The organism is Pseudomonas sp. MDT2-39-1 (assembly GCF_054898085.1).
The window spans coordinates 4,156,006-4,182,623 of the sequence record NZ_CM142716.1 but is presented as its reverse complement, the minus strand read 5'-3'; the positions used below and the strand labels follow the sequence as shown (position 1 = coordinate 4,182,623).

The window sequence follows — 26,618 nt, the reverse complement described above, 5'->3', positions numbered from 1 at the left end:
TTAAATCTTTGCTACTGCTGCTATACGACCAGTACGGCCGATGTTTATATAGTTGAAGAGCTACGCTCGTGAATTTCTAAGTGACTTTGGCTGTTCCCTATGGTCAAAAGACGCGCGTTGCGAATGTGCGGATTCCACGACACTTGGACACTCAGCCCACGATCATTTGGACACTCGTTCCACGCTCACTTGGACACCTGATCCACGTCCACTTGGGCAGGCAGTCGGAGCGCAGCGACGCAGGCTTGCATTGTTAGTCTGAAGTCTCTGTCGCCGTCAATTTCGTTGCGCGTCTGCGCATCGATTCGCCCTTCAGTTCGATCCGATAAGCGTTGTGCACCAGCCGGTCGAGGATCGCATCGCCCAAGGTCGGATCGCCGATCAGTGCGTGCCATTTGTCCACTGGCATCTGGCTGGTCACTAGCGTCGAGCGGTTGCCGTAGCGGTCGTCCAGCAGTTCAAGCATGTCGCGCCGTTGCGCAGCGGTAAACGGCGCCAGGCCCCAGTCGTCCAGGATCAGCAAGTCGGTCTTGGCATAACCCGCCATCAGTTTCGCGAAGCGGCCGTCGCCGTGGGCCAGGCCTAGTTCTTCCATCAAGCGCGGCAAGCGCAGATAACGCACGCTGTAACCGTCGCGGCAGGCCTTATGAGCCAGCGCGCAGGCGAGCCAGGTTTTGCCTACGCCAGTTGGGCCGCCGATGATCAGGTTCAGGCCGTCGCGCAGCCACTGGCCGCTGCCCAGTTGCAGGATCAAGGCCTTGTCCAAGCCACGCGGACTGCGATAGTCGATGTCTTCCAGGCAGGCGTTATGGCGCAGTCGTGCGGCCTTGAGGCGAGTAGTCAGGCGGGCGTCTTCGCGCTCGGTCAGCTCGCGGTCGACCATCAGACCGAAGCGTTCGTCGAAGCTGAGATCGTTGATGTCAGGCGTTGCGTGTTGTTCGCCAAGCGCCTTGATCATGCCGTGCAGGCGCAGGGTTTGCAGCTTGTCGAGTGTCGGGTTGGGCAGCATTTTGGTGCTCCTTTTTCAGGTCAGTGGTAGTAGCCAGGGCCGCGCAGGTTGATGTGTTCTTCAGGCAGTAACGGCAGGTTTTGCTGGGCCAGCGGCAGCCGTTCCAGCCCTTGGCGCAGGATCGATTCAAGGCTTTTGTAGCTGCACGCGCCCAGTGCCAGCGCTCGCTGGCAAGCGGCTTCCAGCCGCTCTTCGCCGTGCTGTTTGCTCAGGCGCAGGATGCCCAGGCAGGCGCGGAAGCCGTGCTGCGGATGGATCCGGCGTTCGAGGATGTAGGCGATGACGCCGGCCGTATTCGGGCCTGTCTGCTCTGCCCAGTGGATCAGTCGCTGGGGCGTCCATTCGGCGTGTTCGCGGTGACTTTTGGGCATGTGCTCAGTTTGGGTGGTGTGGCGGCCTTTATGTGCTGAGCGCAGATGGCTGGCCACGCGCTGGTTGGCGTGGAAGCACTCGACGGTTTGCGCAGTCAGCCGCACTTCGAGTTGGTGCTTCACCAGCTGATACGGCACCGAGTAGTAATGGCCGTCGACCTCGACGTGGTAGTCGATGTGTACCCGCACCTTTTTCCATTCGGCGTAGACATAAGGATGCGCTGGCAGCGATTGCAGTGCGGGTTGGTCGATGGTCTCGAAGGCCGAGCGGCGTGAGCCGGGCAGCTTCTTGAAGGGCTTCTGATTGAGGCGATCCAGCAGCAGCGCGATGGCTGTGTTGAGTTCGCCCAGCGAGAAGAACTGGCGGTTGCGCAGCACCGCCAGGATCCAGCGCTCGACCACCTGGACGCCGACTTCAACCTTGGCTTTGTCCCGAGGTTTGCGAGATCTGGCAGGCAACACGGCCACGCCGTAATGCTCGGCGAGGTCGCGGTAACTGGGGTTGATGTCGGGCTCGTAACGATGCGCTTTGGTAACGCCGCTGCGCAGATTGTCCGGTACCAGGATCTGCGATGTACCGCCGAGAAAGGCGAAGCAGCGCACGTGCGAGCCCAGCCAGTCGGGCAGTTTCTGCGACCAGGTGGCCTCGGCGAAGGTGTAGCTGGACGCGCCGAGGACGGCGACGAAGATCTGCGTTTGGCGGATCTCGCCGGTTCGCCGATCAATGACCGGCACGGTCTGGCCGGCGTAATCAACGAACAGCTTCTCGCCGGCACGGTGTTCCTGGCGCATGACCACGTCGACCTTGGCGGCCCAGAGGCGGTAGTGCTCGCAGAACCAGCTGTACTGGAAACCTTGCGGGTGGCTGAGCCGATACTCTTGCCAAAGCAGGGCCAGGGTGACGCCGGGGCGACGTAACTCGGCATGGACATGAGCCCAGTCCGGTATCGGACGTTGATCACTGGGCACCGTCGGCGCTGGCGGGAATAGACGTCGCTCCAGTTCGGCGTCCGACAACTGCGTGGGCCAAGTCAGCCCGCAAGCGTTGAAGCGGTGCAGGTAATTGCCGGCACTGCCGCTGCTAATGCGCAGGCTGGTAGCAATTTTGCGCACGGACAGGCCGGCGTCGAACTTTAGGCGTAGTACCTCTCGGATTTTACGCATGGATATACGCTCCACGACGACCTCTTCGCTTCGAGAAAAGAGGTCGATGGTAGTGAATAATCCTGCGTTGCTGCCTGCCTGAGCTTGGGTCGGATCAGTGAGAGATCACTGTCCAAGTGCTCGTGGAATGAGTGTCCAAGTCAGCGTGGAATCGCTGTCCAAGTGTTCGTGGACTGGGTGTCCAAGTGCGCATGGAATCCCCACAATCAGCTCATGCAGAGCATATGCAGCTTCTTGAGGACTAACTTTATAGTGGCGAGCGTACTTCGGCACCAAATCAGATAAACGTATCACATCATCGCTCATGCGATTTCCTCCACGCCTGTAATGGAGGAAGACCCGGCATTGCTGCGCGGCAAAATATCCAGATAGTCGGCATACCACTGAAGCATCTCTCGTCGCCCCTCCAGATACTGAGCATGGTTGTAGGTGCCGCGTATGCTGTTCTTGTCCACGTGCGCCAACTGGGTTTCGACCCACTCACTGCGGTATCCCTGCTCATGCAGAGTGGTGGACATCGTGTGGCGAAATCCATGACCTGTGGCGCGACCGTCGTAGCCAGAGCGCTTCAGCAATTGGTTGATGGCTGCCTCGCTCATGGGCTTGGCCGGATCGTTACGACCAGGGAACGCAAGCGTATAGCCGCCAGTGATGCCTTCTAGTTCACGCAGTGCAACCACCGTTTGCTTAGATAGAGGGACTAGATGAGCGCGGCGCATCTTCATTCGCGCAGCCGGGATCATCCAGAGCTCTTTATCGAAGTCGAACTCAGACCAAGGAGCCCCTCTCAGCTCAGCAGTTCGAACCCCCGTCAGGATCAGCAGACGGGTAGCGATTTTCACCACGTCATGCCCAGGACACGCCTGAAAGCTGCCTATCAACTCCGGGATTTCTGCAATCGGCAGGAAGGGATAGTGTCGGCACGTAGGGGTCTGAAGTGCCCCTCCGATATCTGCGATTGGGTTGTACTCAGCACGACCAGTGGCAATAGTGAAACGGTAGACCTCTTGGCAGCGTTGTCGAACCTTGCGCAGCTTCTCCAAAGCACCTCGCGACTCTATACGGCGAAAAACCTGTAACCACTGCATGGGTTTAATATCGGTCAGCGGCAAACTTCCCACTTGGGAAAAGATGTCCAGCTCGAAAGCTTCCATAACGTCGCTGGCATAACCTACCGACCATCGTGACGACTTATGTTGGTGCCACTCCAGCGCAAGGCTCTTGAACGTATTAGCGCGAGAGATTGCCGCCTTGGCCCGCACAACCTTCCGCTCAAGCCCAGGATGCCGCCCCTGTGTCACAAGCTGGCGAGCTTCAAAAGCAAGCTGACGCGCCTGTGCGAGGGTTACCTTGTCGATGGTGCCAAGAGAAATATGAGACTGCTTGCCATCCAGACGGAATCGGAAGCGCCAAGACTTGCCGCCTGCCGCCCGAACCCAAAGGAATAGGCCACCGCCATCGGCAAGGCCATAGTCCCTCTCACGTGGCGCAGCATTCTTCACCTGCAGAGCCGTCAAAGCCATGCCGAGTACCCATAGATTATTGAATGGGCTAATGGTACTCATGGAGGTACTCACAAAACAAGCGCTTGGATGAAACCGGATGGCACCGCATGAAATAGAAAGCCCGCACTAGGCGGGCTTAATTAGATTTCATGACACTGCTTGGCACTGCATGAATCTGGTCAATGGTGCCCGAGACAGGAATCGAACCTGCGACCTTCGCGTTACGAGTGCGCTGCTCTACCGGCTGAGCTACACGGGCGGTGGGCTAAACCTAGCACCGGGTTCGAGGACCAGCAACTTCAGGCCCTGTTTCACAGACAAAAAAATGCCCCGCAGTTTTCACAGCAGGGCATTTTTTATAACGTTGAAACGGTCAGGCGAGGGGGTAATTAAACGCCCGAAGCCTTGGCCGCTGCTACGTCTTTGATGGACAGCTTGATACGGCCGCGGTTGTCCACGTCCAGTACCAATACTTCCACTTCCTGGCCTTCTTTCAGGATGTCGGTCACTTTCTCTACGCGAGCGTCGCTCAACATGGAGATGTGAACCAGACCGTCCTTGCCAGGCAGGATGTTGACGAACGCGCCGAAGTCGACGATGCGCTCAACCTTACCAACGTAGATCTTGCCGATTTCAGCTTCTGCGGTGATGCCCAGAACGCGCTGACGTGCTGCTTCAGCCGCTTCCTTGGTTTCGCCGAAGATCTTGATCGAGCCGTCGTCTTCGATATCGATCGAAGCTTTGGTCTCTTCACAGATCGCACGAATGGTCGCGCCGCCTTTACCGATGACATCACGGATTTTGTCGGTGTCGATTTTCATCGCGATCATGGTCGGAGCGTTTTCCGACAGTTCGGTACGCGACTGGCCAATGATCTGGTTCATCTGACCGAGGATGTTCAGGCGCGCTTCCAGGGCTTGGCCCAGAGCGATTTCCATGATTTCTTCGGTGATGCCTTTGATCTTGATGTCCATCTGCAGCGCGGTAACACCTTTGGCGGTACCGGCTACTTTGAAGTCCATGTCGCCCAGGTGGTCTTCGTCGCCCAGGATGTCGGTCAGGATGGCGAATTTCTCGCCTTCTTTAACCAGACCCATGGCGATACCGGCAACCGGTGCCTTCATCGGAACGCCGGCGTCCATCAGAGCCAGGGAAGCGCCGCAGACCGAAGCCATGGAGCTGGAACCGTTGGATTCGGTGATTTCCGATACAACACGGATGGTGTACGGGAACACGTCAGCGGCAGGCAGCATGGCTGCAATCGAACGACGGGCCAGACGGCCGTGACCGATTTCGCGACGACCAGCGCCACCCATGCGACCACACTCACCTACCGAGAACGGAGGGAAGTTGTAGTGCAGCATGAACGGGTCTTTTTTCTCGCCTTCCAGGGTATCCAGCAGCTGTGCATCACGGGCGGTGCCCAGTGTAGCAACGACCAGAGCCTGGGTTTCGCCACGGGTGAACAACGCCGAACCGTGGGTCTTTGGCAGAACACCGACTTCGATGTTCAAAGGACGTACAGTCTTGGTGTCGCGGCCGTCGATACGTGGCTTGCCGTTTACGATGTTTTCGCGAACGGTGCGGTATTCGATTTCGCCGAAAGCCGCTTTGACTTCGCTGGAGGAAGGCTGGCCTTCTTCACCGGACAGCTTAGCCACAACCTGGTCTTTCAGTTCACCCAGACGAGCGTAACGGTCGGCCTTGATGGTGATGGTGTAAGCCTGGGAGATCGCGTCGCCGAACTCGGCACGGATAGCGCCCAGCAGAGCGGTGGCTTCTGGTTGAGGAGCCCAGGTCCAGGTTGGCTTGGCAGCTTCGGCAGCCAGTTCTTTAACGGCGTTGATCACAACCTGGAACTCGTCGTGAGCAAACAGTACCGCGCCCAGCATCTGGTCTTCGGTCAGCTCTTTGGCTTCCGATTCAACCATCAGAACGGCTTCCGAAGTACCGGCAACGACCATGTCCAGGCTCGAAGCTTTCTGTTGTTCGTAAGTCGGGTTCAGCAGGTAGCCGGTGCTTTCGTGGAACGCAACGCGGGCAGCGCCGATCGGGCCATCGAAAGGAATGCCGGAGATGGCCAGCGCAGCCGAGGTACCGATCATCGCAGCGATGTCCGGATCGGTCTTCTTGCTGGTGGAAACGACGGTGCAGACAACCTGCACTTCGTTCATGAAGCCTTCCGGGAACAGCGGACGAATCGGACGGTCGATCAGTCGGGAAGTCAGGGTTTCTTTCTCGGAAGGACGGCCTTCACGCTTGAAGAAACCGCCAGGGATCTTACCGGCAGCGTAAGTCTTTTCCTGGTAGTGAACGGACAGAGGGAAGAAGCCCTTGCCTGGATCGGCTTGCTTGGCACCGACTACGGTCACCAATACGCTGACGTCGTCGTCAACGGTGACCAATACTGCGCCGGAGGCCTGACGGGCGATACGGCCGGTCTCGAGGGTAACGGTCGACTGACCGAACTGGAATTTTTTGATTACCGGGTTCACGGTGTCCTACCTTCTTTTGTGGCTCTTGGGGAACTTGTCTTCTTGCGAAATTCTTGGGCAATGTCGGGAATCGGCCCAACGCCTGTCCAGGGTAAAACGACTATCCAGATAAAACTTGAGGCTGGGAGCCTGCCATGGGCCAGCGGAAATCCCACTGACACACGGCAAACAACCAACCTCTAGCGCAATCGCTTATTAGCGACGCAGACCCAGGCGACCGATCAGAGCCTGGTAACGGCCCAGATCCTTGCCTTTCAGGTAGTCCAGCAGCTTACGGCGCTGGTTTACCATGCGGATCAGACCACGACGGGAGTGGTGATCTTTACCGTTGGCCTTGAAGTGACCTTGCAGCTTGTTGATGTTGTGGGTCAGCAGTGCAACTTGCACTTCTGGCGAACCAGTGTCACCAACAGCTTGCTGGTAGTCAGCTACGATTTGAGCTTTTTCTTGAACGTCGAGAGCCATGAGGCAATCCTTTTATCAGGAAACTGTTTCAAAGAAACAGCTTCAACAGGCCAGGGACAAATCCCTGTATCTAAAAATGAGTAGTGACCGTGCCTGTTAACAGCCACCCTCGTCCGGTCATTCTGACCGAATCAGTCGACGCGGCGCGATGCGCCCGTCTTCGCTCACTTCACCGATACCGATGAAGCGACCGTTGTGATCCTGTACTCGCACCATGCCAAATTTCGGGGCATCCGGGGCACGTACCGGCTGGCCGTTGAGCCAGTAGAACGCGCTCGCTTCCGAGAAATGCAACAACGGCCAATCCAGCAGGCCGCTGTCCGAAGGCATCAGGAAGCGGTCGACCGCTTCGTTGCCGCCTTCGGCATGTACCGCTTCCAACTCTTCAAGCGTGACCGTCTGCGCCAGCGTGAAAGGCCCGGCCTGGGTACGTCGCAATTCAGCCACGTAAGCGCCACAACCGAGTTGCTCACCGATATCCTCCACCAGGGTGCGAATATAGGTGCCTTTGCTGCAATCCACCGCAAGCCGCGCAGTATCACCCTCAAAGGCCAGCAATTCCAAGCGCGCAATAGTAACAGAACGCGGTTCGCGCTCCACTACTTCGCCTGCACGGGCCAGCTTGTACAGCGGTTGACCATCACGCTTGAGCGCCGAGTACATCGGCGGTATCTGACTGATTTGCCCACGAAAACCCGGCAATACAGCTTCGACATCGGCGCGACCAACGGTCACCGGGCGTTCCTGCAAAACGTCACCTTCGGCATCGGCCGTGGTGGTGGTCTTGCCCAGTTGCGCCAGGGTTTCATAAGCCTTGTCGGAATCGAGCAGGTATTGCGAGAACTTGGTGGCCTCACCGAAGCACAACGGCAACACGCCAGTGGCCAGCGGATCGAGACTGCCGGTATGACCGGCCTTCTCGGCGTTCAGCAACCAGCGAACCTTCTGCAACGCGGCGTTGGAGGTAAACCCCAACGGCTTGTCGAGCAGAATGATACCGCTGACGTTACGACGGATACGTTTGACCTGAGCCACCGATTACTCCTTGGCGTCTTCGGGTTCAGCCGCTACCGGGTGCTGATTGTCTTCAGCCACCGCACGCTCGATCAGGGCCGACAGGTGCGCGCCACGCACGACGCTTTCGTCGTAGTGGAAGTGCAGCTGAGGAACGCTGCGCAACTTCATTTCGCGAGCCAACTGCATACGCAGGAAACCGGCGGCGGAGTTGAGCACCTTGATGCTTTGTGCGATGTCTTCGGCGTTGTCCTGGCCCATCACGGTGATGAAGATCTTGGCGTGACCGACGTCACGGCTGACTTCAACAGCGGTAATGGTGACCAGGCCGACGCGCGGGTCTTTGACTTCACGACGGATCAGCTGTGCCAGCTCACGCTGCATCTGATCGCCGATACGTTGGGTACGGCTGTATTCTTTTGCCATGTCTTGTTACCTGTTACTGCCCCACGGTGAAACCCGAGGGGTCTGAAAGCGGCAAACGCCCGGCCTGACAAAAGCCAGACCGGGCGTTGCGTTTAGAGTCCTGACGCGGTGCCGCGCATTTGCATGCAGCGGCTTGGCGTGGCCCTTGAAGTGCGCGAGTTAGAGGCTGCGAGCAACCTGAACCTTCTCGTAGACTTCGATCTTGTCGCCAGCTTTGACGTCGTTGTAGCTCTTGACGCCAATACCGCATTCCATGCCGGCACGTACTTCGGAAGCGTCATCCTTGAAGCGGCGCAGAGATTCCAGCTCGCCTTCGAAGATAACGATGTCTTCACGCAGTACACGGATTGGACGGTTACGGTGAACAACACCTTCGATAACCATGCAACCGGCGATCGCGCCAAACTTCGGCGAACGGAACACGTCACGCACTTCCGCGGTACCCAGGATGTTCTCGCGAACATCGCTGCCCAGCATACCGGTGAGGGCTTTCTTGACGTCTTCGATGATGTCGTAGATTACGTTGTAGTAACGCATATCCAGACCTTCCTGCTCGACGATCTTGCGAGCGCCAGCATCGGCACGCACGTTGAAGCCAAACAGTACAGCGTTGGAGGCGAGTGCCAGGTTAGCGTCGGATTCGGTGATACCACCGACGCCGCCACCAACAACACGCACTTGCACTTCGTCGTTACCCAGGCCATTCAAGGCGCCGTTCAACGCTTCGAGGGAACCACGGACGTCAGATTTGAGGACGATGTTGAGCGTCTTCTTCTCTGCCTGCCCCATGTTTTCGAAGATGTTTTCCAGCTTGCCGGCGTGAGCGCGAGCCAGTTTGACTTCGCGGAACTTGCCTTGACGGAACAGAGCCACTTCACGGGCTTTCTTCTCGTCCGACAGCACGCTCATCTCGTCGCCAGCGTCCGGGGTACCGTCCAGGCCGAGAATCTCGACAGGGATGGATGGACCGGCTTCCTTGATTGGCTTGCCGTTCTCGTCGAGCATGGCACGTACACGGCCATAGTTCGAACCGACCAGCACCATGTCGCCTTGGCGCAGGGTACCGTCTTGAACCAGAACGGTTGCAACCGGGCCACGACCTTTGTCGAGACGCGACTCAACCACAACACCACGACCTGGAGCCGACGGAGTTGCTTTCAGTTCCAGAACTTCAGCTTGCAGCAGAACAGCTTCGAGCAACTCGTCCACGCCGGTACCGACTTTCGCCGAAACCGATACGAACGGGGTGTCGCCGCCCCACTCTTCCGAGGTCACGCCGTGAACCGACAGTTCGCTACGGATGCGATCGAGATCGGCGCCCGGCTTGTCGATTTTGTTCACAGCAACTACCAGTGGAACACCGGCGGCCTTGGCGTGCTGGACAGCTTCAATGGTCTGCGGCATCACGCCGTCGTCCGCTGCAACGACCAGGATCACGATGTCAGTCGCCTTGGCACCACGGGCACGCATTGCGGTAAACGCGGCGTGACCCGGGGTATCGAGGAAAGTGACCATGCCGCGATCAGTTTCAACGTGGTACGCACCGATGTGCTGGGTGATACCGCCGGCTTCGCCAGCAGCTACCTTGGCACGACGGATATAGTCGAGCAGCGACGTCTTACCGTGGTCAACGTGGCCCATTACGGTCACGACTGGCGCACGGGAGAACGTCTCACCTTCAAACTTCAGGGACTCGGCCAAGGAATCTTCCAGGGCGGTGTCGCTGACCAGGGTCACTTTGTGGCCCAGTTCTTCGGCTACCAGTTGAGCAGTTTCCTGATCAAGCACCTGGTTGATGGTCGCTGGAGTACCCAGTTTGAACATGAACTTGATGATTTCAGCAGCCTTGACCGACATCTGATTGGCGAGATCGCCAACAGAGATGGTCTCGCCGATCTGCACATCACGCACGACAGGACCGGTTGGGTTCTGGAAACCGTGAGCGTTGCGTTTCTTCAGCTTGGCCTTGCCGCGACCACCACGACGGAAGCCATCGCTTTCTTCGTCGGTAGTACGTGGGGCAACGCGTGGAGCAGGCGCTTTCTCTTTGACCGAGGCACGATGCGGAGCGTTTTTACGCTCGCCGTCGCCACCACCGCTGCGACGATTGTTATCGTCGGCACGTGGTTTATCCGGACGGCGCTGTTCGTTCTGCTTGTTGCGAACGTCAGCAGACGGTGCTGGAGCAGCGGCTACAACCGGTGCGCTTTCGCGTACTGGCTCGGCAACTGCAGCAGGCGCTGCAACGGCGTCGTTAGTAGCGGTTTGCGCAGCAGCAGGCTGGCGACGCGCTTCTTCTTCGGCGCGACGCTTGGCTTCTTCTTCAGCCTTCTGACGAGCAGCATTGTCTACTGCGCGACGTTCTTCCAGCTCGCGTTTGCGCTCGGCTTCGATCTCTTCCGGGCTGCGCTGTACGAAGACTTTCTTCTTGCGTACTTCAACGCTGATGCTTTTGCTGCCAGCAACACGCAGCGTGCTGGTGGTTTTGCGCTGCAATGTAATCTTGCGCGGTTCTTCCACTTTCGCCTTGTGGCTGCTCTTCAAGTGAGTCAGCAAAGACTGCTTCTCACTATCGCTCACACCTTCATCGGCGGCGGTGTGCGGCAGACCTGCCTCACGCATCTGCTGCAACAGGCGCTCTACCGGTGTTTTGACCTCATCGGCCAGTTGTTTCACCGTGACTTGCGTCATGCACTTCTCTCCTCAGGCCGCGCCTAATTACTCGAACCAGTGGGCTCGGGCGGCCATGATCAACTTGCCGGCACGATCATCGTCAATGCCGTCGATGTCGAGCAGATCGTCAATAGACTGCTCGGCCAGGTCTTCGCGGGTAACTACGCCGCGCACCGCCAGTTCCATCGCCAAATCCTTGTCCATACCCTCAAGCGAGAGCAGGTCTTCGGCCGGATGGGCGTCTGCCAGCTTTTCCTCAGTAGCGATGGCTTTGGTCAACAAACGATCCTTGGCGCGAGCGCGAAGCTCGTTGACGGTTTCTTCGTCAAAGCCGTCGATGTTGAGCATTTCTTCCAACGGTACGTAGGCAATCTCTTCCAGGCTGGTGAAGCCTTCATCTACCAGCACCTGTGCCAGGTCTTCGTCGACTTCCAGCTCGTCGATGAAGTTGCGCAGGATGTCGCCGGTTTCTGCTTGCTGCTTAGCCTGGATGTCCGATTCTGTCATCACGTTCAGGGTCCAGCCAGTCAACTGGCTAGCCAGACGCACGTTCTGACCACCGCGACCGATGGCCTGAGCCAGATTGTCTGCGCCAACGGCGATGTCCATTGCATGGGCATCTTCGTCAACGATAATTGCCGCCACTTCAGCCGGCGACATCGCATTGATCACGAACTGAGCCGGGTTGTCGTCCCAAAGGACGATATCAACACGCTCACCGCCCAACTCACCCGACACTGCCTGGACGCGCGAACCGCGCATACCGATGCAAGCGCCTTGCGGGTCGATGCGTTTGTCCTTGGAGCGGACCGCGATCTTGGCGCGCGAACCCGGGTCACGGGATGCTGCCATTACTTCGATCAGGCCTTCAGCGATTTCCGGCACTTCGATGCGGAACAACTCGATCAGCATTTCCGGCGCGGTACGCGACAGGATCAGCTGCGGGCCGCGGTTCTCGGTGCGGATTTCCTTGAGCAGCGCACGCAGACGCACGCCAACCCGGAAAGTTTCGCGAGAGATGATGTCTTCACGAGCCAGCAACGCCTCAGCATTGTTGCCCAGGTCGACGATCACGTTGTCGCGGGTGACTTTCTTCACGGTGCCGGAGATGATTTCCCCCAGGCGCTCGCGATAGGCATCAACGACTTGAGCACGCTCGGCTTCGCGAACTTTCTGCACGATGACTTGCTTGGCAGTCTGTGCAGCGATCCGGCCGAACTCAATGGATTCGATCTTATCTTCGACTACATCACCGACCTGAGCACCCGGATGCGTTTCGGCAACCTTGCTCGGCCAGGTTTCGATGGCCGGATCGTCCAGGTTTGCTTCTTCGACGACCGTCCAGCGACGGAATGTCTCATAAGCACCCGTGTGGCGATTGATTTCCACACGCAGATCGACTTCGTCCTCGAACCGCTTTTTGGTAGCAGTGGCCAGAGCCAGCTCCAGCGCTTCAAAAATTACGTTTGCCGGTACGCCCTTTTCATTGGATACCGACTCAACAACCAGCAGTACTTCTTTGCTCATCGTACGCCTCGCCTTTCGCAAGCCATTGGATCCGCGGGATCCGCGTCTCAGTCAAAACTGGGAATAATGTTGGCCTTGTCGATCATATCGATCGGCAACAGGAACTCATGGTCTTCTACCTGCACCACGACGTCCTGCTCTTCTACGCCGCGCAGAAGGCCCTGAAAGTTGCGTCGTCCTTCAAAAGGCGAGCGCAGCTTGATCTTCACTTGTTCACCGGCAAATTTTGCAAACTGCTCAATAGTGAACAGTGGGCGTTCCATGCCAGGCGAGGAAACTTCAAGGGTGTATTCAACGGCGATTGGATCTTCAACATCCAGGACACCGCTGATCTGACGGCTGACGATGGCACAATCGTCCACCAGCACACCGCCCTCTTTATCAATATAAACGCGCAACATTGAGTGGCGACCTTGAGCCGAAAACTCAATACCCCAGCATTCATAGCCCAGGGCCACGACCACCGGGGCCAACAAGGCCTGCAACTCTTCTAGCTTGCTCGACACCTGAACCCCCTCGTGCATGTATGTGCATGCTTTGCAAAATAAAAAAATGGGCGAAACGCCCATCCTTGAAACGCCGTCGAACAGCGGCGTAGAAAGTGTCCAGCTAACAAAAAGCCCCTTAAAAGGGGCTCCTTAAACTGGTTGCGGGGGCCGGATTTGAACCGACGACCTTCGGGTTATGAGCCCGACGAGCTACCAGACTGCTCCACCCCGCGACAAAGCTGGGGCGGAAGTATACGACCGATCCCTGACAGGGTCAATGTAACCTTCCACCTACAAGAAAGCCCGCAACAGCGGGCTATCCTGATAATTGGTACCGAGAAGGGGACTCGAACCCCTACACCCTATGGGCACAACCACCTCAAGGTTGCGTGTCTACCAATTCCACCACCTCGGCAATACTACGTTTGAAACCCTTCTTACTTTTGCTCTTGAGCTGGAGGCACGTCAGTCGCTGGAGTAGCCGACTTTTGCTCTTGAAGCACCGGTACATCATCAGAAGCCGGTTGTTGCTTTGGAACTTCCAACACTGCCGGGTTTGGCAGACCTACTTGAGTCAGCTGGTGAGCTTTCTCTTTAGCAAAGTAACCTAACCCTAAGCTGGTTATGAAGAAACCGGCGGCAAGTATAGCAGTAAACTTACTAAGAAAGGTAGAGGAACCTTGGCTTCCGAACACAGTATTTGAAGCACCTGCTCCGAAAGACGCGCCAGCATCCGCACCTTTACCCTGCTGCAGCAATACCAGAGCAACTACGCCCAATGCACCCAGCAGATGAAAAACGACTACGACTGTTTCCAGCATTTTTTCAGTTTCCCGCGGCGCGACAAATCGCACCGAACTCATCTGCATTCAGGGAAGCTCCACCAATGAGCCCCCCATCGATATCCGGCATGCCGAACAGTTCGACCGCATTGGCCGCCTTCACGCTGCCGCCGTATAGAAGCCGCACACCTTGTGCGACCTCAGAATTCTCTGCCGCCAACTGCGCGCGAATGGCTGCATGCACATCCTGCGCTTGTTGCGGCGAAGCAGTCAGCCCGGTGCCAATGGCCCAGACCGGCTCGTAAGCAATTACTGCATTTGCAAAGGCACCGACACCCAGCTCCTCTATGATACTGCCTAGCTGACGCCCGACAACCTCAAGAGTTTTACCGGCTTCGCGCTGCTCAAGGGTTTCCCCTACGCACAACACCGGAATCAAGCCACATGCCTGTGCCGCTGCGAACTTGCGAATCAGCATACCGCCCTGCTCGCCCATAATCTGGCGGCGCTCGGAGTGCCCGACAAGCACCAGGGAACACCCTGCATCCACCAATTGACTCGGCGAGATTTCACCGGTCAGCGCACCTTGCATGGATTCCACCGCAGAATTCTGCGCGCCGACCAAAATCGACTTGCCTTCCAAGCCATCAATCACTTGATTGATATGCAAGCAAGGCGGGAATACCGCTACATCAACACCGCTCGGCAAGGCCAGATGACGAAGGCCATTGATTAGCTCAGCGACGCTGGCGCGGGTACCGTGCATCTTCCAGTTACCAGCTACCATAGGGCGACGCATGCTGTACCTCGTCGGTCAAAGTGGGCGCAGATGTTACCCAACACAATCATGGCTGGCAAGCCGAATTCAGGCAGAAACTTCACTAACCAGTTTTGCCAGCTCTTCGGCGTAACCACGAACCTGTGTTTCGTCCTCGCCTTCGACCATGACCCGCACCAGCGGCTCCGTCCCGGACTTGCGCAACAGCACGCGCCCGCGACCGGCCATAGCCTCGGTAACACGGGCGCTGGCCTCCTTGACAGACGGATGATCGAGCGGACTCGCCCCTCCGCCGAACCGGACATTGATCAGCACCTGAGGGCACTTGCGCAGCGCCTGACGGGCTTGAGCCAGACCTTCCGAGCGAGTTTTCAGCGCCATCAGCACCTGCAACGCAGCGATGATCGCATCACCTGTGGTGGTGTGATTGAAGCAGACGATATGACCCGAATTCTCACCGCCTACCAGCCAGTTGCGCTCCAGCAAGTCGGCGATCACATAGCGGTCGCCAACATTGGCTCGCACAAAAGGAATCGACAAATCCGCCAGGGCCAATTCCAGCCCGAGGTTACTCATCAATGTACCGACCACGCCGCCTTGCAGTTTATCGCGCTCGTGTAAATCGCGAGCGATGATGTACAGCAGCTCGTCACCATCAACAATGGTGCCAGTGTGGTCGACCATCAAGACACGATCACCGTCACCGTCGAAGGCAATACCCAGATCGGCGTGCTCGGCCAATACGGCAGCCTGCAATTGGCCCATATGGGTCGAACCGCAATTTTCATTGATGTTCAGGCCGTTAGGCTGCGCGGAAAGCACAACGACTTCAGCACCCAGCTCACGGAACACGCTGGGCGCAACCTTGTAGGTGGCGCCATGAGCGCAGTCGATCACGATCTTCAGGCCAGAGAAGTTGGTACCGGTCGGCACGCTGCTTTTGCAGAATTCGATATAGCGACCAGAAGCGTCGTTGATTCGCGACACTTTACCGATCTTGCTCGACTCAACCACGGTCATCGGGGTGTCGAGCAACTCTTCGATCATCAACTCGACTTCATCCGGCAGCTTGGTGCCCTTTCCGGAGAAGAATTTGATGCCGTTGTCATCGTGAGGATTGTGCGAGGCGCTGATCACGATACCGGCTTCAGCATGAAAGGTACGCGTCAGGTAAGCGATCGCCGGAGTCGGCATCGGGCCCAACAGCATCACGTCAGCACCTGCCGACGTCAGCCCGGCCTCGAGTGCGGACTCGAACATGTAACCGGAGATCCGGGTGTCTTTGCCAACCAGCACCTTGCAGGCGCCCATTTTGCGGAACGCCATGCCCGCAGCCCAACCAAGCTTGAGCATGAAATCAGGAGTAATCGGGTATTCGCCGACCCGACCACGAATACCGTCGGTGCCAAAGTATTTTTTGCTCATAACTGCTCCATCATTCTTATTCGGCTGATTCCACTGCGGCGATCATCCGCACCACGTCCACTGTTTCGGCTACATCATGGACGCGCAATATACGCGCACCCTTGGCCGAAGCCAGCGCCGCGAGCGCCAGACCACCAAACAGGCGCTCTCCAACCGGGCGATTCAAGGCCTGACCTATCATGCTCTTTCGCGAAACCCCGACCAACAGGGGCCGCCCCAAGGCATGCAGCTCCTCCATATGTTTGAACAAGCTTAGATTGTGCTGCAAGCTTTTCGCGAATCCAAAGCCTGGATCAAGAATAATCCGCTCAGCCGGAATTCCCACCAACGCACATTGGGCCATGCGCTCGGCGAGAAACTCGCCGACTTCTCTAGTCACGTCCTGGTAGTGCGGATTGTCCTGCATGTCGCCCGGCTCACCGAGCATATGCATCAGACATACCGGCAATCCGGTGGCAGCTGCCGCATCCAGGGCACCATCTCGACGTAGCGAGCGCACATCATTGATCAAACCCGCTCCAAGCCGTGCGGTTTCGCGCATGACCGCTGGAGTGGATGTATCGACCGAAATGATCACATCCAACTCACGATTGATACGCTCAACGATAGGCGCGACGCGTTCCAGTTCTTCTAGTGGCGAAACCGCCCGTGCACCGGGCCGGGTCGACTCGCCACCAACGTCGATCAGCGTTGCGCCCGCCGCAACCATCGACTCGGCATGGCGCAGGGCCGCGTCGAGCTGGCTGTAACGGCCGCCGTCAGAAAAGGAATCAGGAGTGACATTGAGAATGCCCATGACATGCGTCTGGGCCAAATCAAGAACCCGGTTGCCGCAAGGCAACCGGGTCGAGGACTGAACAGAAGTCATTTCAAGCCTTATACGTCAGCAGCCGGGCCGCCGATCGGTGTTTCCGGACGCTCATCCTGTACCACCGGAGGTGTCCCGGAAGTACCGGTACCGCCGCCTGACCAGTCGCGTGGTTCGCGAGGCGTACGACCGGCCATGATGTCATCGATCTGATCGGCATCGATCGTTTCATACTTCATCAAGGCATCGGCCATGGCGTCGAGCTTGTCGCGGTTATCCGTGAGGATCTGCTTGGCCGTGCCGTAGCACTGGTCAATGATGCTGCGCACCTCGGAGTCGATCAGCTTGGCTGTCTCACCGGAGAAGCTTGCACCCTGACCACCGCCGCCGCGACCGAGGAACACTTCGCCCTCTTCCTCGGCATACATCAACGGACCTAGTTTTTCCGACAAGCCCCACTTGGTCACCATATTCCGCGCAATCTGGCTGGCACGCATGATGTCGTTGGAGGCGCCGGTGGTAACACCATCGAAGCCCAAGGTCATTTCTTCAGCGATACGGCCACCGTACAGCGAGCAGATCTGGCTGATCAGTGCGCGCTTGGACAGGCTGTAGCGATCTTCTTCCGGCAGGAACATGGTCACACCCAGCGCACGACCGCGCGGGATGATCGACACCTTGTAGACCGGATCATGCTCTGGCACGACACGACCAACGATGGCGTGACCTGCTTCGTGATAAGCGGTGTTCTGCTTCTCTTTCTCGGACATGACCATGGATTTGCGCTCGGCGCCCATCATGATCTTGTCTTTGGCCAGCTCGAATTCTTTCATTTCGACGATGCGCTTGCCGGTACGGGCAGCGAACAACGAAGCCTCGTTCACCAGGTTAGCCAAATCGGCACCGGAGAAACCAGGAGTACCACGTGCGATCACCGCCGGAGCGACATCGTCACCCATTGGTACTTTGCGCATGTGAACCTTGAGAATCTGCTCACGACCACGAATATCCGGCAGACCCACCACGACCTGACGGTCGAAACGGCCCGGACGCAGCAACGCAGGGTCCAATACGTCTGGACGGTTGGTTGCGGCGATGACGATGATGCCGTCATTCATTTCAAAGCCGTCCATCTCAACCAGCAATTGGTTGAGCGTCTGCTCGCGCTCGTCGTGACCGCCACCCATGCCGGCGCCACGGTGGCGACCGACGGCGTCGATTTCATCGATGAAGATGATGCATGGCGCGTGCTTCTTGGCCTGCTCGAACATGTCACGAACACGACTGGCACCGACACCGACGAACATCTCGACGAAATCGGAACCGGAAATGGTGAAAAACGGCACTTTGGCTTCGCCGGCAATCGCCTTGGCCAGCAAGGTTTTACCGGTACCCGGAGGACCCACCATCAGCACGCCGCGTGGAATGCGGCCGCCCAGACGCTGGAACTTGCCCGGATCACGCAGGAACTCGACCAACTCACCGACTTCCTCCTTGGCTTCGTCGCAACCGGCAACATCACCCAAGGTGGTTTTCACCTGATCTTCGGAGAGCAGGCGTGCCTTGCTCTTGCCGAAGCTCATCGGCCCGCCCTTGCCGCCCGCACCGCCCTGCATCTGCCGCATGAAAAACATGAACACGGCGATGATCACCAGGATCGGGAAGCTTGCAACCAGGAGTTGAGTCCAGATGCTTTGCTGCTCAGGCTGCTTGCCTTCGACCACAACGTGGTTATCCACGAGGTCGCCGATCAGACCGTTGTCCTGGATTGCAGGACGAATGGTCTTGAAGCTGTCGCCATCGTTGCGTTTGCCGGTAATCACATAGCCGTCAACTGCTACGCGCTCGACCTTGCCATCCTTGACCTGCTGGATGAAGTCGGAATAGTTGAGGGTCTGCGGCTCGTTAGGGCTGGAGAAGTTGTTCATCACCGTCACCAGGACAGCCGCGATGATCAACCACAGGATCAGATTCTTTGCCATATCGTTCAATTAACTACCCTCTGAAGCAAGCTCCGCTAATGGCGCGCGCTTCGCATGATATTCACCGGCCTAACTTACTACATTACCTACGGCTCTGGCAGGCGCCGTCTGTAACCCTTTGTGAAACACTTTCTACACAATATTCGCTATTTCCCACAGGGCGAAATACGAAAATCCTATCGACCCGCAAAAAAACCTCGATTTACTCACTACGGCCGCGGTAGCCCCAAGCCAGCATGTATTGCTCGCGGGAACTGCCACGGGAAGAGTCCGGCTTGATCATCTGGACCTTGTCGAATTTCTGACGAGCGTCCTTCACGTAAGCATCAAACCCTTCGCCCTGAAACACCTTGATCACGAAATTACCACCCGGTTTGAGTATCCGAGCCGCCAGATCAAGAGCCAGCTCACATAGAAACATGGCTTTTGGCATGTCCACCTCAGGCGTACCACTCATATTGGGGGCCATATCGGAAATCACAAGGTCCACCTGCGAATTACCCACGGCTTCAAGGATCTGAGCGAGCACTTCGTCCTGGGTAAAGTCACCCTGGATGAAAGTCACGTCCGGAATGCTGTCCATTTCCAGGATGTCCGAGGCGATCAGACGCCCCTGACCACCGATCAGCCGACTAGTGACCTGCGACCAACCGCCGGGCGCCGCCCCCAGGTCGACAACGCTCATACCCGGACGGATCAGCTTGTATTTCTCCTGAACCTCCAGAAGTTTATAACTCGCACGCGAGCGGTAACCATCCTTCTGCGCCTGCTTCACATAGGGATCATTGACATGTCTTTGCAGCCACTTAAGGCTTGTCTTGGAACGGGCCACGGGCCACCTCGAAAATAAAACGGGTCGTGATTAACTGGGCGGTCCCGGACTCGCTCGGGTAAACTGGCCGCCGCTTTTTACAAGATCAGACGCAGGGGTCAGATTATGCCGCTCACTCAAGAGCAGAAGAAACAGTACAAATCCATTGGCCACCATCTGAAACCAGTTTTGATTGTGGCTGACAACGGTTTGACTGAAGGTGTGTTAGCCGAACTTGAACGCGCTTTGGCGGATCACGAGCTGATTAAAATCAAGCTCAACATCCTCGATCGCGAGTCGCGCCTGGCGAACATTGCAGAACTGTGCAAGGTCGGTAAAGCGGACCTGGTTCAGGTCATCGGCAAGATGGCACTGATTTACCGCAAGAACTTCAGCGTCAACAAGCAGCTGTCGAACGTCCATCGCTTCAAGTGATCGCAAGGGTCAAGGGTGCGCTTCGCGCACCCTGCCACTCCATCCCGGCACCGGCTGCAGCACCAGCACCAGCCCGGAAAAGCCCAGAACAAGATAGCTGAACACCTGCCAGCGCACTGCATCCGGCCAACCGACGCGAACTGCGAAAAACATCGCACACGCATACAGCGCCATCAGCAGCAGTTGCCCACGAATATCGCGCCATAGACTGGCAAGACCCTCGGCCTGAATCAGCACCAAAGCCTGAAAAATCACACACGCTGCGGCGAAACCCGCCATCAGCGCATTCAGCACGCCTGCAATTTCGTCGATCAGCAGCGGCGCCAGACCTATCTGGCCCAGCACCGGCAGCAGACCGATGTGTAACAGCCACAGACCGCCAACCCACAACATCTGAGTCAGCTGCCAAAGCATGGCGCCCGCACGGAGCGGGCGCCTTCTTTCAGATGTGGCGGACTTCGACAATCTCGTACTCGATAACGCCACTCGGCGTTTTCACGGCAACCACGTCTCCCTCTTCCTTGGCAATCAAGGCGCGGGCCAGTGGTGAACCCACCGAAATCTTGCCGAGTTTGAAGTCAGCTTCATCCTCACCCACGATGTGGTAAGTGACGCTTTCATCAGTCTCGACGTTGGCGATTTCAACGGTGGTGCCGAAGATCACTTTGCCGGTGTGAGGAATGGACGTAACGTCGATGATGACCTGATTCTGAATCCGGCCTTCGATGTCACGAATCCGCGCCTCGACCATCCCCTGCTGCTCGCGGGCAGCGTGGTATTCGGCGTTTTCCTTCAAGTCACCCAACTCGCGGGCCGTCCCGATGTCCTGGCTGAGCTTCGGACGGACGACCTTGGTCAGGTGAGCGTGTTCTTCTTCCAGGGCTTTCGCGCCCTGGACGGTCATTGGGTACTTGATCATGCCTTCAATCCTGCGTGTAGATCCTGCAAGCGGCGCACGGTCTTCTCGGGACCGAACTTCAGCGCTTCGCAGATGGCTTCGCCAGCAGCAATGGTGGTGGTGCAGTAGATCTTGTGCTGCAAGGCATTACGACGAATGGAGTACGAGTCAGCGATCGACTGACGACCTTCGGTGGTGTTGATGATCAGGGTGACTTCGTCATTCTTGATCATGTCGACCACGTGCGGACGACCCTCAGTCACCTTGTTCACACGACGCACTTTCAGGCCTGCGGCTTCGATCAGCTTGGCAGTACCGGCAGTGGCAACCACATCGAAACCCAAGTTGATCAGATCACGGGCCACGCCTGCAACCAGTGGCTTGTCGTCGTCACGCACGCTGATGAACGCAGTACCACCGGTCGGCAGCACTTCGCTGGCGCCCATCTGGGCTTTGGCGAACGCTTCGCCGAAGGTGTCGCCCACGCCCATCACTTCACCGGTGGACTTCATCTCCGGGCCCAGGATCGGGTCCACGCCAGGGAATTTGGCGAATGGGAACACCGCCTCTTTCACGCTGTAGAAGTTCGGAATGATTTCTTTGGTAAAGCCGATTTCTTTCAGGGTTTTACCCGCCATGACGCGAGCCGCGATCATTGCCAGGGAAACACCGATACACTTGGACACGAACGGTACGGTACGGGAAGCGCGCGGGTTGACTTCGATGACGTAGATGTCTTCGCCTTGCAGCGCCAACTGAACGTTCATCAGGCCGACAACGCCCAGTTCCAGGGCCATTTTCTTGACCTGTTCGCGCATCTCGTCCTGGATGTGAGCCGGCAGCGAGTATGGCGGCAGGGAGCACGCGGAGTCACCGGAGTGAACGCCAGCCTGCTCGATGTGCTGCATGATCGCGCCGATCACCACGTCGGTGCCGTCGCAGACCGCATCCACGTCCATTTCGATGGCGCAGTTGAGGAAGTGGTCGAGCAGCACCGGGCTGTCGTTGGACACTTTCACCGCGTCACGCAGGTAGCGCTTGAGTTCTTCTTCTTCGTAGACGATTTCCATCGCGCGGCCGCCCAGTACGTAGGACGGACGAACCACCAGCGGATAACCGATCTTGGCAGCGGCACGAATCGCTTCGTCTTCGCTGCGCACGGTGGCGTTTGGCGGCTGACGCAGGTTCAGGCGCTCAACCATTTGCTGGAAGCGCTCACGGTCTTCGGCACGGTCGATGGCGTCAGGGCTGGTGCCGATGATCGGTACGCCAGCTTCTTCCAGGGCACGAGCCAGTTTCAGCGGGGTCTGGCCGCCGTACTGGACGATCACGCCTTTCGGCTTCTCGACGCGGACGATTTCCAGTACGTCTTCCAGGGTCACTGGTTCGAAGTACAGGCGATCGGAGGTGTCGTAGTCGGTGGAAACGGTTTCCGGGTTGCAGTTGACCATAATGGTCTCGTAACCGTCTTCGCGCAGCGCCAGTGCCGCGTGTACGCAGCAGTAGTCGAACTCGATACCCTGGCCGATACGGTTTGGACCGCCGCCGAGGATCATGATCTTGTCGCGACCCGAAGGCGCGGCTTCGCACTCTTCCTCGTAAGTTGAGTACATGTAGGCGGTGTCGGTGGCGAACTCGGCCGCGCAGGTGTCAACGCGCTTGTAGACCGGGAAGATCTCCAGCTTGTGACGGTGGCGACGCAACGCTTTTTCGGTCACGCCCAGCAGCTTGGCCAGACGCATGTCGGAGAAGCCTTTGCGCTTGAGCTTGAACATCAAGTCGCGGTCGATACTGGCCAGACCCAGGGTCTTGACCTTCTCTTCTTCCTTGATCAGATCTTCGATCTGTACCAGGAACCATGGGTCGATCATGTTCATGCCGAAGATGTCTTCGACCGACAGGCCGGCGCGGAAGGCGTCAGCCACGTACCAGATGCGCTCGGCGCCCGGCACGGTCAGTTCGCGCTTGAGCACGCTCATGCTTTCCGGATTGCTCAGGTCCAGTTTCTCGTCCAGGCCACAAACGCCCACTTCCAGACCACGCAGGGCTTTCTGCAGGGATTCCTGGAAGGTCCGGCCGATGGCCATGACTTCACCCACCGACTTCATTTGAGTGGTCAGGCGTGCGTCGGCTTTCGGGAATTTCTCGAAAGCGAAACGCGGCAGCTTGGTCACGACGTAGTCGATCGACGGCTCGAAGGACGCCGGAGTAGCGCCGCCGGTGATTTCGTTCTGCAGTTCGTCCAGGGTGTAGCCGATCGCCAGCTTGGCAGCGATACGCGCAATCGGGAAACCAGTGGCTTTCGAGGCCAGCGCCGAAGAGCGGGATACACGCGGGTTCATCTCGATCACGACCATACGACCAGTGTCCGGGCAGATGCCAAACTGAACGTTGGAGCCGCCGGTTTCCACGCCGATCTCACGCAGTACCGCCAACGAGGCGTTACGCATGATCTGGTATTCCTTGTCCGTCAGGGTTTGTGCCGGAGCAACAGTGATCGAGTCACCGGTGTGCACGCCCATTGGGTCAAAGTTTTCGATCGAGCAAACGATGATGCAGTTGTCCTTCTTATCGCGGACAACCTCCATCTCGTATTCTTTCCAGCCGATCAGGGATTCGTCGATCAGCAGCTCTTTGGTCGGCGACAGGTCGAGACCGCGAGCACAGATTTCTTCAAACTCTTCACGGTTGTAAGCGATACCGCCACCGGTACCGCCCATGGTGAAGGACGGACGAATGATGCACGGGAAGCCAAGCTTCTCGAGGACCACGTTGGCCTCTTCCATGCTGTGGGCGATACCCGAACGCGGGCAGTCCAGACCGATGGATTTCATCGCCTTGTCGAAGCGCGAACGGTCTTCAGCCTTGTCGATGGTGTCAGCGTTGGCGCCGATCATCTCTACGCCGAACTTCTCCAGAACGCCTTCGCGCTCGAGGTCCAGGGCGCAGTTCAGAGCGGTCTGGCCACCCATGGTCGGCAGCAGCGCGTCCGGACGCTCTTTCTCGATGATCTTGGCAACGGTCTGCCACTTGATCGGCTCGATGTAGGTGGCGTCGGCCATGTCCGGGTCGGTCATGATGGTCGCCGGATTGGAGTTCACCAGGATGACGCGATAACCCTCCTCGCGCAGGGCTTTGCAGGCCTGGGCGCCGGAGTAGTCGAATTCGCAGGCCTGGCCGATCACGATCGGGCCAGCGCCGAGAATCAGGATGCTTTTAATGTCTGTACGTTTTGGCATGGGTTTGTCACTCAAATCCGCAGGTCAGTCGGCAAGCCGTCTCGTTCAATCTTTGAAGCCTTGAGGGGGGCCGCCGGTTTTCGGGACCGCCCCTCAAGCTTTGCAACATCAAGGCGAGCGATTAGCGTCGCTTGGCCATTTCGTTGATGAAGCGATCGAACAATGGCGCTACGTCGTTCGGGCCAGGGCTGGCTTCAGGGTGACCCTGGAAGCTGAAGGCGCTCTTGTCGGTACGCTCGATGCCTTGCAGGGTGCCGTCGAAGAGCGATTTGTGGATCGCGCGCACGTTGGCTGGCAGGGTCGCTTCGTCTACCGCAAAACCGTGGTTCTGGCTGGTGATCATCACAACGCCTGTGTCCAGATCCTGGACCGGGTGGTTGGCACCGTGGTGGCCGTGACCCATTTTCAGGGTCTTGGCGCCGGAGGCCAGGGCCAGCAGCTGGTGACCGAGACAGATACCGAATACCGGAATCTCGGTTTCCAGCACGTCTTTGATCGCCTGGATCGCGTAGTCGCAAGGCTCCGGATCACCAGGGCCGTTGGACAGGAATACACCGTCAGGCTTCATCGCCAGAACATCGGCGGCTGGCGTTTGAGCCGGCACCACGGTCACGCGGCAACCGCGCTCGACCAGCATGCGCAGGATGTTTAGCTTGACGCCGTAGTCGTAGGCCACCACGTGGTATGGCAGCTCGGAGGCTGAGAGGGTCGCGTGGCTGTCGGTTTTCAGGTCCCAGACAGTCGAGCGCCACTCGTACTTCTCTTTGGTGCTGACGACTTTCGCCAGGTCCATGCCTTTGAGGCCAGGGAAGCCTTGGGCTGCAGCGATGGCGGCTTCTTCGGAGATGTTGTCACCGGCCATGATGCAGCCGTTCTGCGCGCCTTTCTCACGCAGGATGCGCGTCAGGCGGCGGGTGTCGATACCGGCGATGGCCACAACGTTGTTGGCTTTCAGGTAGTCGGACAGGGACATCGTGTTACGCCAGTTGCTCGCAACCAGTGGCAGGTCACGGATGACCAGGCCAGCGGACCATACGCGGTCGGACTCGGCGTCTTCCGGCGTGGTGCCGGTGTTGCCGATGTGCGGGTAAGTCAGGGTAACGATCTGTTGGGCGTAGGAAGGATCGGTAAGGATTTCCTGATAGCCGGTCATGGCGGTGTTGAACACCACCTCACCAACGGTCTGACCGTCGGTTCCAATTGCTTCGCCGCGAAAAATGCTGCCGTCAGCAAGGGCGAGTATGGCTGGCTTAGTCAAGAAGACCTCCCGTAAATAAAGCCTGAAAGGGCGATCGCAGGTGTAAAAAAGCGGAGTGACGTATGGACACGTCACCCCGCTCATTCACTGAATTATTCTGCGCGCTTTTAGTGAACACACTAAAGCTGTAGCTTACAGAAAAAGGCATTTTTGGTCTACCGCCAATGAGCCTTAAAGGCCGGAGAATGCGACAGGACGTCGCTTGGCGGAGTAAAACCGGGCTCAAACGCTGGGTTTGAACCCAATTTCGGGGACGTCTTAACGCAGGTCGAGCACGTCTTGCATGTCGTAAAGACCAGGTTCACGACCGTCCAGCCACAAAGCTGCACGAACGGCACCCTTGGCGAAGGTCATGCGACTGGACGCTTTGTGCGTGATTTCAACTCGCTCACCATCGGCGGCGAACAGCACGGTGTGATCACCCACGATGTCACCGGCACGCACAGTGGCAAAGCCGATTGTTTCCCGAGCACGAGCACCGGTTTGACCTTCACGGCCGTAAACCGCCACTTTCTTCAGATCACGCCCCAGCGCATCGGCAATCACTTCACCCATGCGAACGGCAGTACCGGACGGCGCATCGACTTTATGCCGATGGTGGGCTTCGGTGATTTCGATATCGACATCATCACCCAACACGCGAGCAGCGGTGTCGAGCAGCTTCAGGCAAAGATTGACGCCAACACTGAAGTTAGCCGCGAAGACAATCGGAATGTCCTTGCCCGCTTCCGCCAGCAACTGCTTCTCTTCAACGCTGAAACCGGTGGTGCCGATGATCATCGCCTTGTGATGCTTGCGGCAGAACGCGAGGTTTTTCAGGGTCACCGTCGGGTGCGTGAAGTCGATCAGCACGTCGAACTCGTCGACCACGCGATCCAGACCACCCGACAACGGCACTCCGATACGACCCAGCGCAGCCAACTCACCGGCATCCGCACCGACCAGCGAGCTGTCCGGACGATCAATGGCAGCCGTCAGACCCGCGCCCGGCTGTTGCTGCACGGCTTCGATCAGGGTTTTGCCCATGCGCCCGGCGGCGCCCATCACTGCAATACGTCGCATGCC

General features: G+C 57.8%; 22 protein-coding genes and 3 tRNA genes. 1 reads left to right on the top strand and 24 read right to left on the bottom strand.

The genetic code is table 11. From position 1 onward, the window contains the following. Positions 1–253: 253 nt before the first annotated feature. The 19 genes from istB to rlmE all read right to left on the bottom strand — a co-directional run bounded on the left by istB (position 254) and on the right by rlmE (position 19,744). Positions 254–1,009, bottom strand: coding sequence for an IS21-like element ISPsy14 family helper ATPase IstB (gene istB, locus ACYZTM_RS19550; protein ID WP_461984078.1), 756 nt, complete (start codon positions 1,007–1,009; stop codon positions 254–256). A gap of 20 nt (positions 1,010–1,029) precedes the next feature. Further along, complete coding sequence (istA, locus tag ACYZTM_RS19545) at positions 1,030–2,544, bottom strand: IS21 family transposase (protein ID WP_461984080.1); 1,515 nt, start codon at positions 2,542–2,544, stop codon at positions 1,030–1,032. Positions 2,545–2,846: 302 nt separating this feature from the next. Next, positions 2,847–4,067, bottom strand: coding sequence for a tyrosine-type recombinase/integrase (locus tag ACYZTM_RS19540; RefSeq protein ID WP_461989165.1), 1,221 nt, complete (start codon positions 4,065–4,067; stop codon positions 2,847–2,849). Positions 4,068–4,232: 165 nt separating this feature from the next. Continuing rightward, positions 4,233–4,308: transfer RNA gene (locus ACYZTM_RS19535), tRNA-Thr, on the bottom strand. A 130-nt stretch (positions 4,309–4,438) separates the two neighbouring features. After that, a complete protein-coding gene (pnp, locus tag ACYZTM_RS19530; protein ID WP_007942868.1) occupies positions 4,439–6,544 on the bottom strand; it encodes a polyribonucleotide nucleotidyltransferase in 2,106 nt (701 codons plus the stop codon). Positions 6,545–6,739: 195 nt separating this feature from the next. Continuing rightward, positions 6,740–7,009 carry a 30S ribosomal protein S15 gene (gene rpsO, locus ACYZTM_RS19525; RefSeq protein ID WP_003176135.1) on the bottom strand — a complete coding sequence of 90 codons (270 nt, stop codon included), beginning with the start codon at positions 7,007–7,009 and terminating at the stop codon, positions 6,740–6,742. Between the two features lie 117 nt (positions 7,010–7,126). Beyond that, the gene (truB, locus tag ACYZTM_RS19520) at positions 7,127–8,044 is read right to left on the bottom strand and encodes a tRNA pseudouridine(55) synthase TruB (RefSeq protein ID WP_461957185.1); all 918 of its coding nucleotides are present in this window, start codon (positions 8,042–8,044) and stop codon (positions 7,127–7,129) included. Positions 8,045–8,047: 3 nt separating this feature from the next. Then, complete coding sequence (rbfA, locus tag ACYZTM_RS19515; protein ID WP_007942872.1) at positions 8,048–8,449, bottom strand: 30S ribosome-binding factor RbfA; 402 nt, start codon at positions 8,447–8,449, stop codon at positions 8,048–8,050. Between the two features lie 159 nt (positions 8,450–8,608). Continuing rightward, a complete protein-coding gene (gene infB / locus ACYZTM_RS19510; protein WP_131060781.1) occupies positions 8,609–11,140 on the bottom strand; it encodes a translation initiation factor IF-2 in 2,532 nt (843 codons plus the stop codon). Positions 11,141–11,167: 27 nt separating this feature from the next. Then, positions 11,168–12,649 carry a transcription termination factor NusA gene (gene nusA, locus ACYZTM_RS19505; protein WP_131060782.1) on the bottom strand — a complete coding sequence of 494 codons (1,482 nt, stop codon included), beginning with the start codon at positions 12,647–12,649 and terminating at the stop codon, positions 11,168–11,170. A gap of 47 nt (positions 12,650–12,696) precedes the next feature. Further along, on the bottom strand, positions 12,697–13,155 hold the full coding sequence (gene rimP / locus ACYZTM_RS19500; protein WP_010463487.1) for a ribosome maturation factor RimP: 459 nt from the start codon (positions 13,153–13,155) through the stop codon (positions 12,697–12,699). A 138-nt stretch (positions 13,156–13,293) separates the two neighbouring features. Then, positions 13,294–13,370 (bottom strand) — tRNA-Met (locus tag ACYZTM_RS19495). A gap of 96 nt (positions 13,371–13,466) precedes the next feature. After that, positions 13,467–13,552, bottom strand: a tRNA-Leu gene (locus ACYZTM_RS19490). Between the two features lie 22 nt (positions 13,553–13,574). Continuing rightward, on the bottom strand, positions 13,575–13,958 hold the full coding sequence (secG, locus tag ACYZTM_RS19485; protein WP_017336473.1) for a preprotein translocase subunit SecG: 384 nt from the start codon (positions 13,956–13,958) through the stop codon (positions 13,575–13,577). Between the two features lie 4 nt (positions 13,959–13,962). After that, positions 13,963–14,718 (bottom strand): triose-phosphate isomerase, encoded by a 756-nt coding sequence (gene tpiA, locus ACYZTM_RS19480; protein WP_461984134.1) that lies wholly within the window; start codon positions 14,716–14,718, stop codon positions 13,963–13,965. Positions 14,719–14,784: 66 nt separating this feature from the next. Continuing rightward, positions 14,785–16,122, bottom strand: a complete 1,338-nt coding sequence (glmM, locus tag ACYZTM_RS19475) for a phosphoglucosamine mutase (protein WP_131060784.1) — start codon at positions 16,120–16,122, stop codon at positions 14,785–14,787. A gap of 16 nt (positions 16,123–16,138) precedes the next feature. Beyond that, positions 16,139–16,990: a dihydropteroate synthase gene (gene folP, locus ACYZTM_RS19470; protein ID WP_131060785.1), complete on the bottom strand. Its 852-nt coding sequence runs from the start codon at positions 16,988–16,990 to the stop codon at positions 16,139–16,141. Between the two features lie 8 nt (positions 16,991–16,998). After that, positions 16,999–18,912 carry an ATP-dependent zinc metalloprotease FtsH gene (gene ftsH, locus ACYZTM_RS19465; protein ID WP_109627910.1) on the bottom strand — a complete coding sequence of 638 codons (1,914 nt, stop codon included), beginning with the start codon at positions 18,910–18,912 and terminating at the stop codon, positions 16,999–17,001. Positions 18,913–19,114: 202 nt separating this feature from the next. Next, a complete protein-coding gene (gene rlmE, locus ACYZTM_RS19460) occupies positions 19,115–19,744 on the bottom strand; it encodes a 23S rRNA (uridine(2552)-2'-O)-methyltransferase RlmE (RefSeq protein WP_008005470.1) in 630 nt (209 codons plus the stop codon). Positions 19,745–19,849: 105 nt separating this feature from the next. Between rlmE and ACYZTM_RS19455 the strand changes: the two genes are divergently transcribed. After that, complete coding sequence (locus ACYZTM_RS19455) at positions 19,850–20,158, top strand: YhbY family RNA-binding protein (protein ID WP_008057408.1); 309 nt, start codon at positions 19,850–19,852, stop codon at positions 20,156–20,158. A gap of 9 nt (positions 20,159–20,167) precedes the next feature. Here ACYZTM_RS19455 and ACYZTM_RS19450 read toward each other — a convergent pair whose 3' ends face one another. From ACYZTM_RS19450 to dapB, 5 genes are all read right to left on the bottom strand, one after another. After that, positions 20,168–20,572 carry an MFS transporter gene (locus ACYZTM_RS19450; protein WP_131060786.1) on the bottom strand — a complete coding sequence of 135 codons (405 nt, stop codon included), beginning with the start codon at positions 20,570–20,572 and terminating at the stop codon, positions 20,168–20,170. Between the two features lie 28 nt (positions 20,573–20,600). Continuing rightward, positions 20,601–21,077: a transcription elongation factor GreA gene (gene greA, locus ACYZTM_RS19445; protein ID WP_131060787.1), complete on the bottom strand. Its 477-nt coding sequence runs from the start codon at positions 21,075–21,077 to the stop codon at positions 20,601–20,603. Continuing rightward, entirely contained in the window at positions 21,074–24,295 is a 3,222-nt protein-coding gene (gene carB, locus ACYZTM_RS19440) for a carbamoyl-phosphate synthase large subunit (protein WP_131060788.1), read from the bottom strand. Before carB ends, greA begins: the two co-directional genes overlap by 4 nt. Positions 24,296–24,416: 121 nt before the next feature. Then, entirely contained in the window at positions 24,417–25,553 is a 1,137-nt protein-coding gene (gene carA / locus ACYZTM_RS19435; RefSeq protein WP_131060789.1) for a glutamine-hydrolyzing carbamoyl-phosphate synthase small subunit, read from the bottom strand. Positions 25,554–25,811: 258 nt separating this feature from the next. Beyond that, the gene (dapB, locus tag ACYZTM_RS19430) at positions 25,812–26,615 is read right to left on the bottom strand and encodes a 4-hydroxy-tetrahydrodipicolinate reductase (protein ID WP_131060790.1); all 804 of its coding nucleotides are present in this window, start codon (positions 26,613–26,615) and stop codon (positions 25,812–25,814) included. Positions 26,616–26,618: the final 3 nt, after the last annotated feature.

Bases quoted from the DNA above. Each gene is read 5' to 3' on its own strand.
- istB (WP_461984078.1), bottom strand. From the start codon at position 1,009: ATGCTGCCCAACCCGACACTCGACAAGCTGCAAACCCTGCGCCTGCAC.
- istA (WP_461984080.1), bottom strand. From the start codon at position 2,544: ATGCGTAAAATCCGAGAGGTACTACGCCTAAAGTTCGACGCCGGCCTG.
- ACYZTM_RS19540 (WP_461989165.1), bottom strand. From the start codon at position 4,067: ATGGCTTTGACGGCTCTGCAGGTGAAGAATGCTGCGCCACGTGAGAGG.
- rpsO (WP_003176135.1), bottom strand. From the start codon at position 7,009: ATGGCTCTCGACGTTCAAGAAAAAGCTCAAATCGTAGCTGACTACCAG.
- rbfA (WP_007942872.1), bottom strand. From the start codon at position 8,449: ATGGCAAAAGAATACAGCCGTACCCAACGTATCGGCGATCAGATGCAG.
- infB (WP_131060781.1), bottom strand. From the start codon at position 11,140: ATGACGCAAGTCACGGTGAAACAACTGGCCGATGAGGTCAAAACACCG.
- nusA (WP_131060782.1), bottom strand. From the start codon at position 12,649: ATGAGCAAAGAAGTACTGCTGGTTGTTGAGTCGGTATCCAATGAAAAG.
- secG (WP_017336473.1), bottom strand. From the start codon at position 13,958: ATGCTGGAAACAGTCGTAGTCGTTTTTCATCTGCTGGGTGCATTGGGC.
- tpiA (WP_461984134.1), bottom strand. From the start codon at position 14,718: ATGCGTCGCCCTATGGTAGCTGGTAACTGGAAGATGCACGGTACCCGC.
- glmM (WP_131060784.1), bottom strand. From the start codon at position 16,122: ATGAGCAAAAAATACTTTGGCACCGACGGTATTCGTGGTCGGGTCGGC.
- folP (WP_131060785.1), bottom strand. From the start codon at position 16,990: ATGACTTCTGTTCAGTCCTCGACCCGGTTGCCTTGCGGCAACCGGGTT.
- ftsH (WP_109627910.1), bottom strand. From the start codon at position 18,912: ATGGCAAAGAATCTGATCCTGTGGTTGATCATCGCGGCTGTCCTGGTG.
- ACYZTM_RS19455 (WP_008057408.1), top strand. From the start codon at position 19,850: ATGCCGCTCACTCAAGAGCAGAAGAAACAGTACAAATCCATTGGCCAC.
- ACYZTM_RS19450 (WP_131060786.1), bottom strand. From the start codon at position 20,572: ATGCTTTGGCAGCTGACTCAGATGTTGTGGGTTGGCGGTCTGTGGCTG.
- greA (WP_131060787.1), bottom strand. From the start codon at position 21,077: ATGATCAAGTACCCAATGACCGTCCAGGGCGCGAAAGCCCTGGAAGAA.
- carB (WP_131060788.1), bottom strand. From the start codon at position 24,295: ATGCCAAAACGTACAGACATTAAAAGCATCCTGATTCTCGGCGCTGGC.
- dapB (WP_131060790.1), bottom strand. From the start codon at position 26,615: ATGCGACGTATTGCAGTGATGGGCGCCGCCGGGCGCATGGGCAAAACC.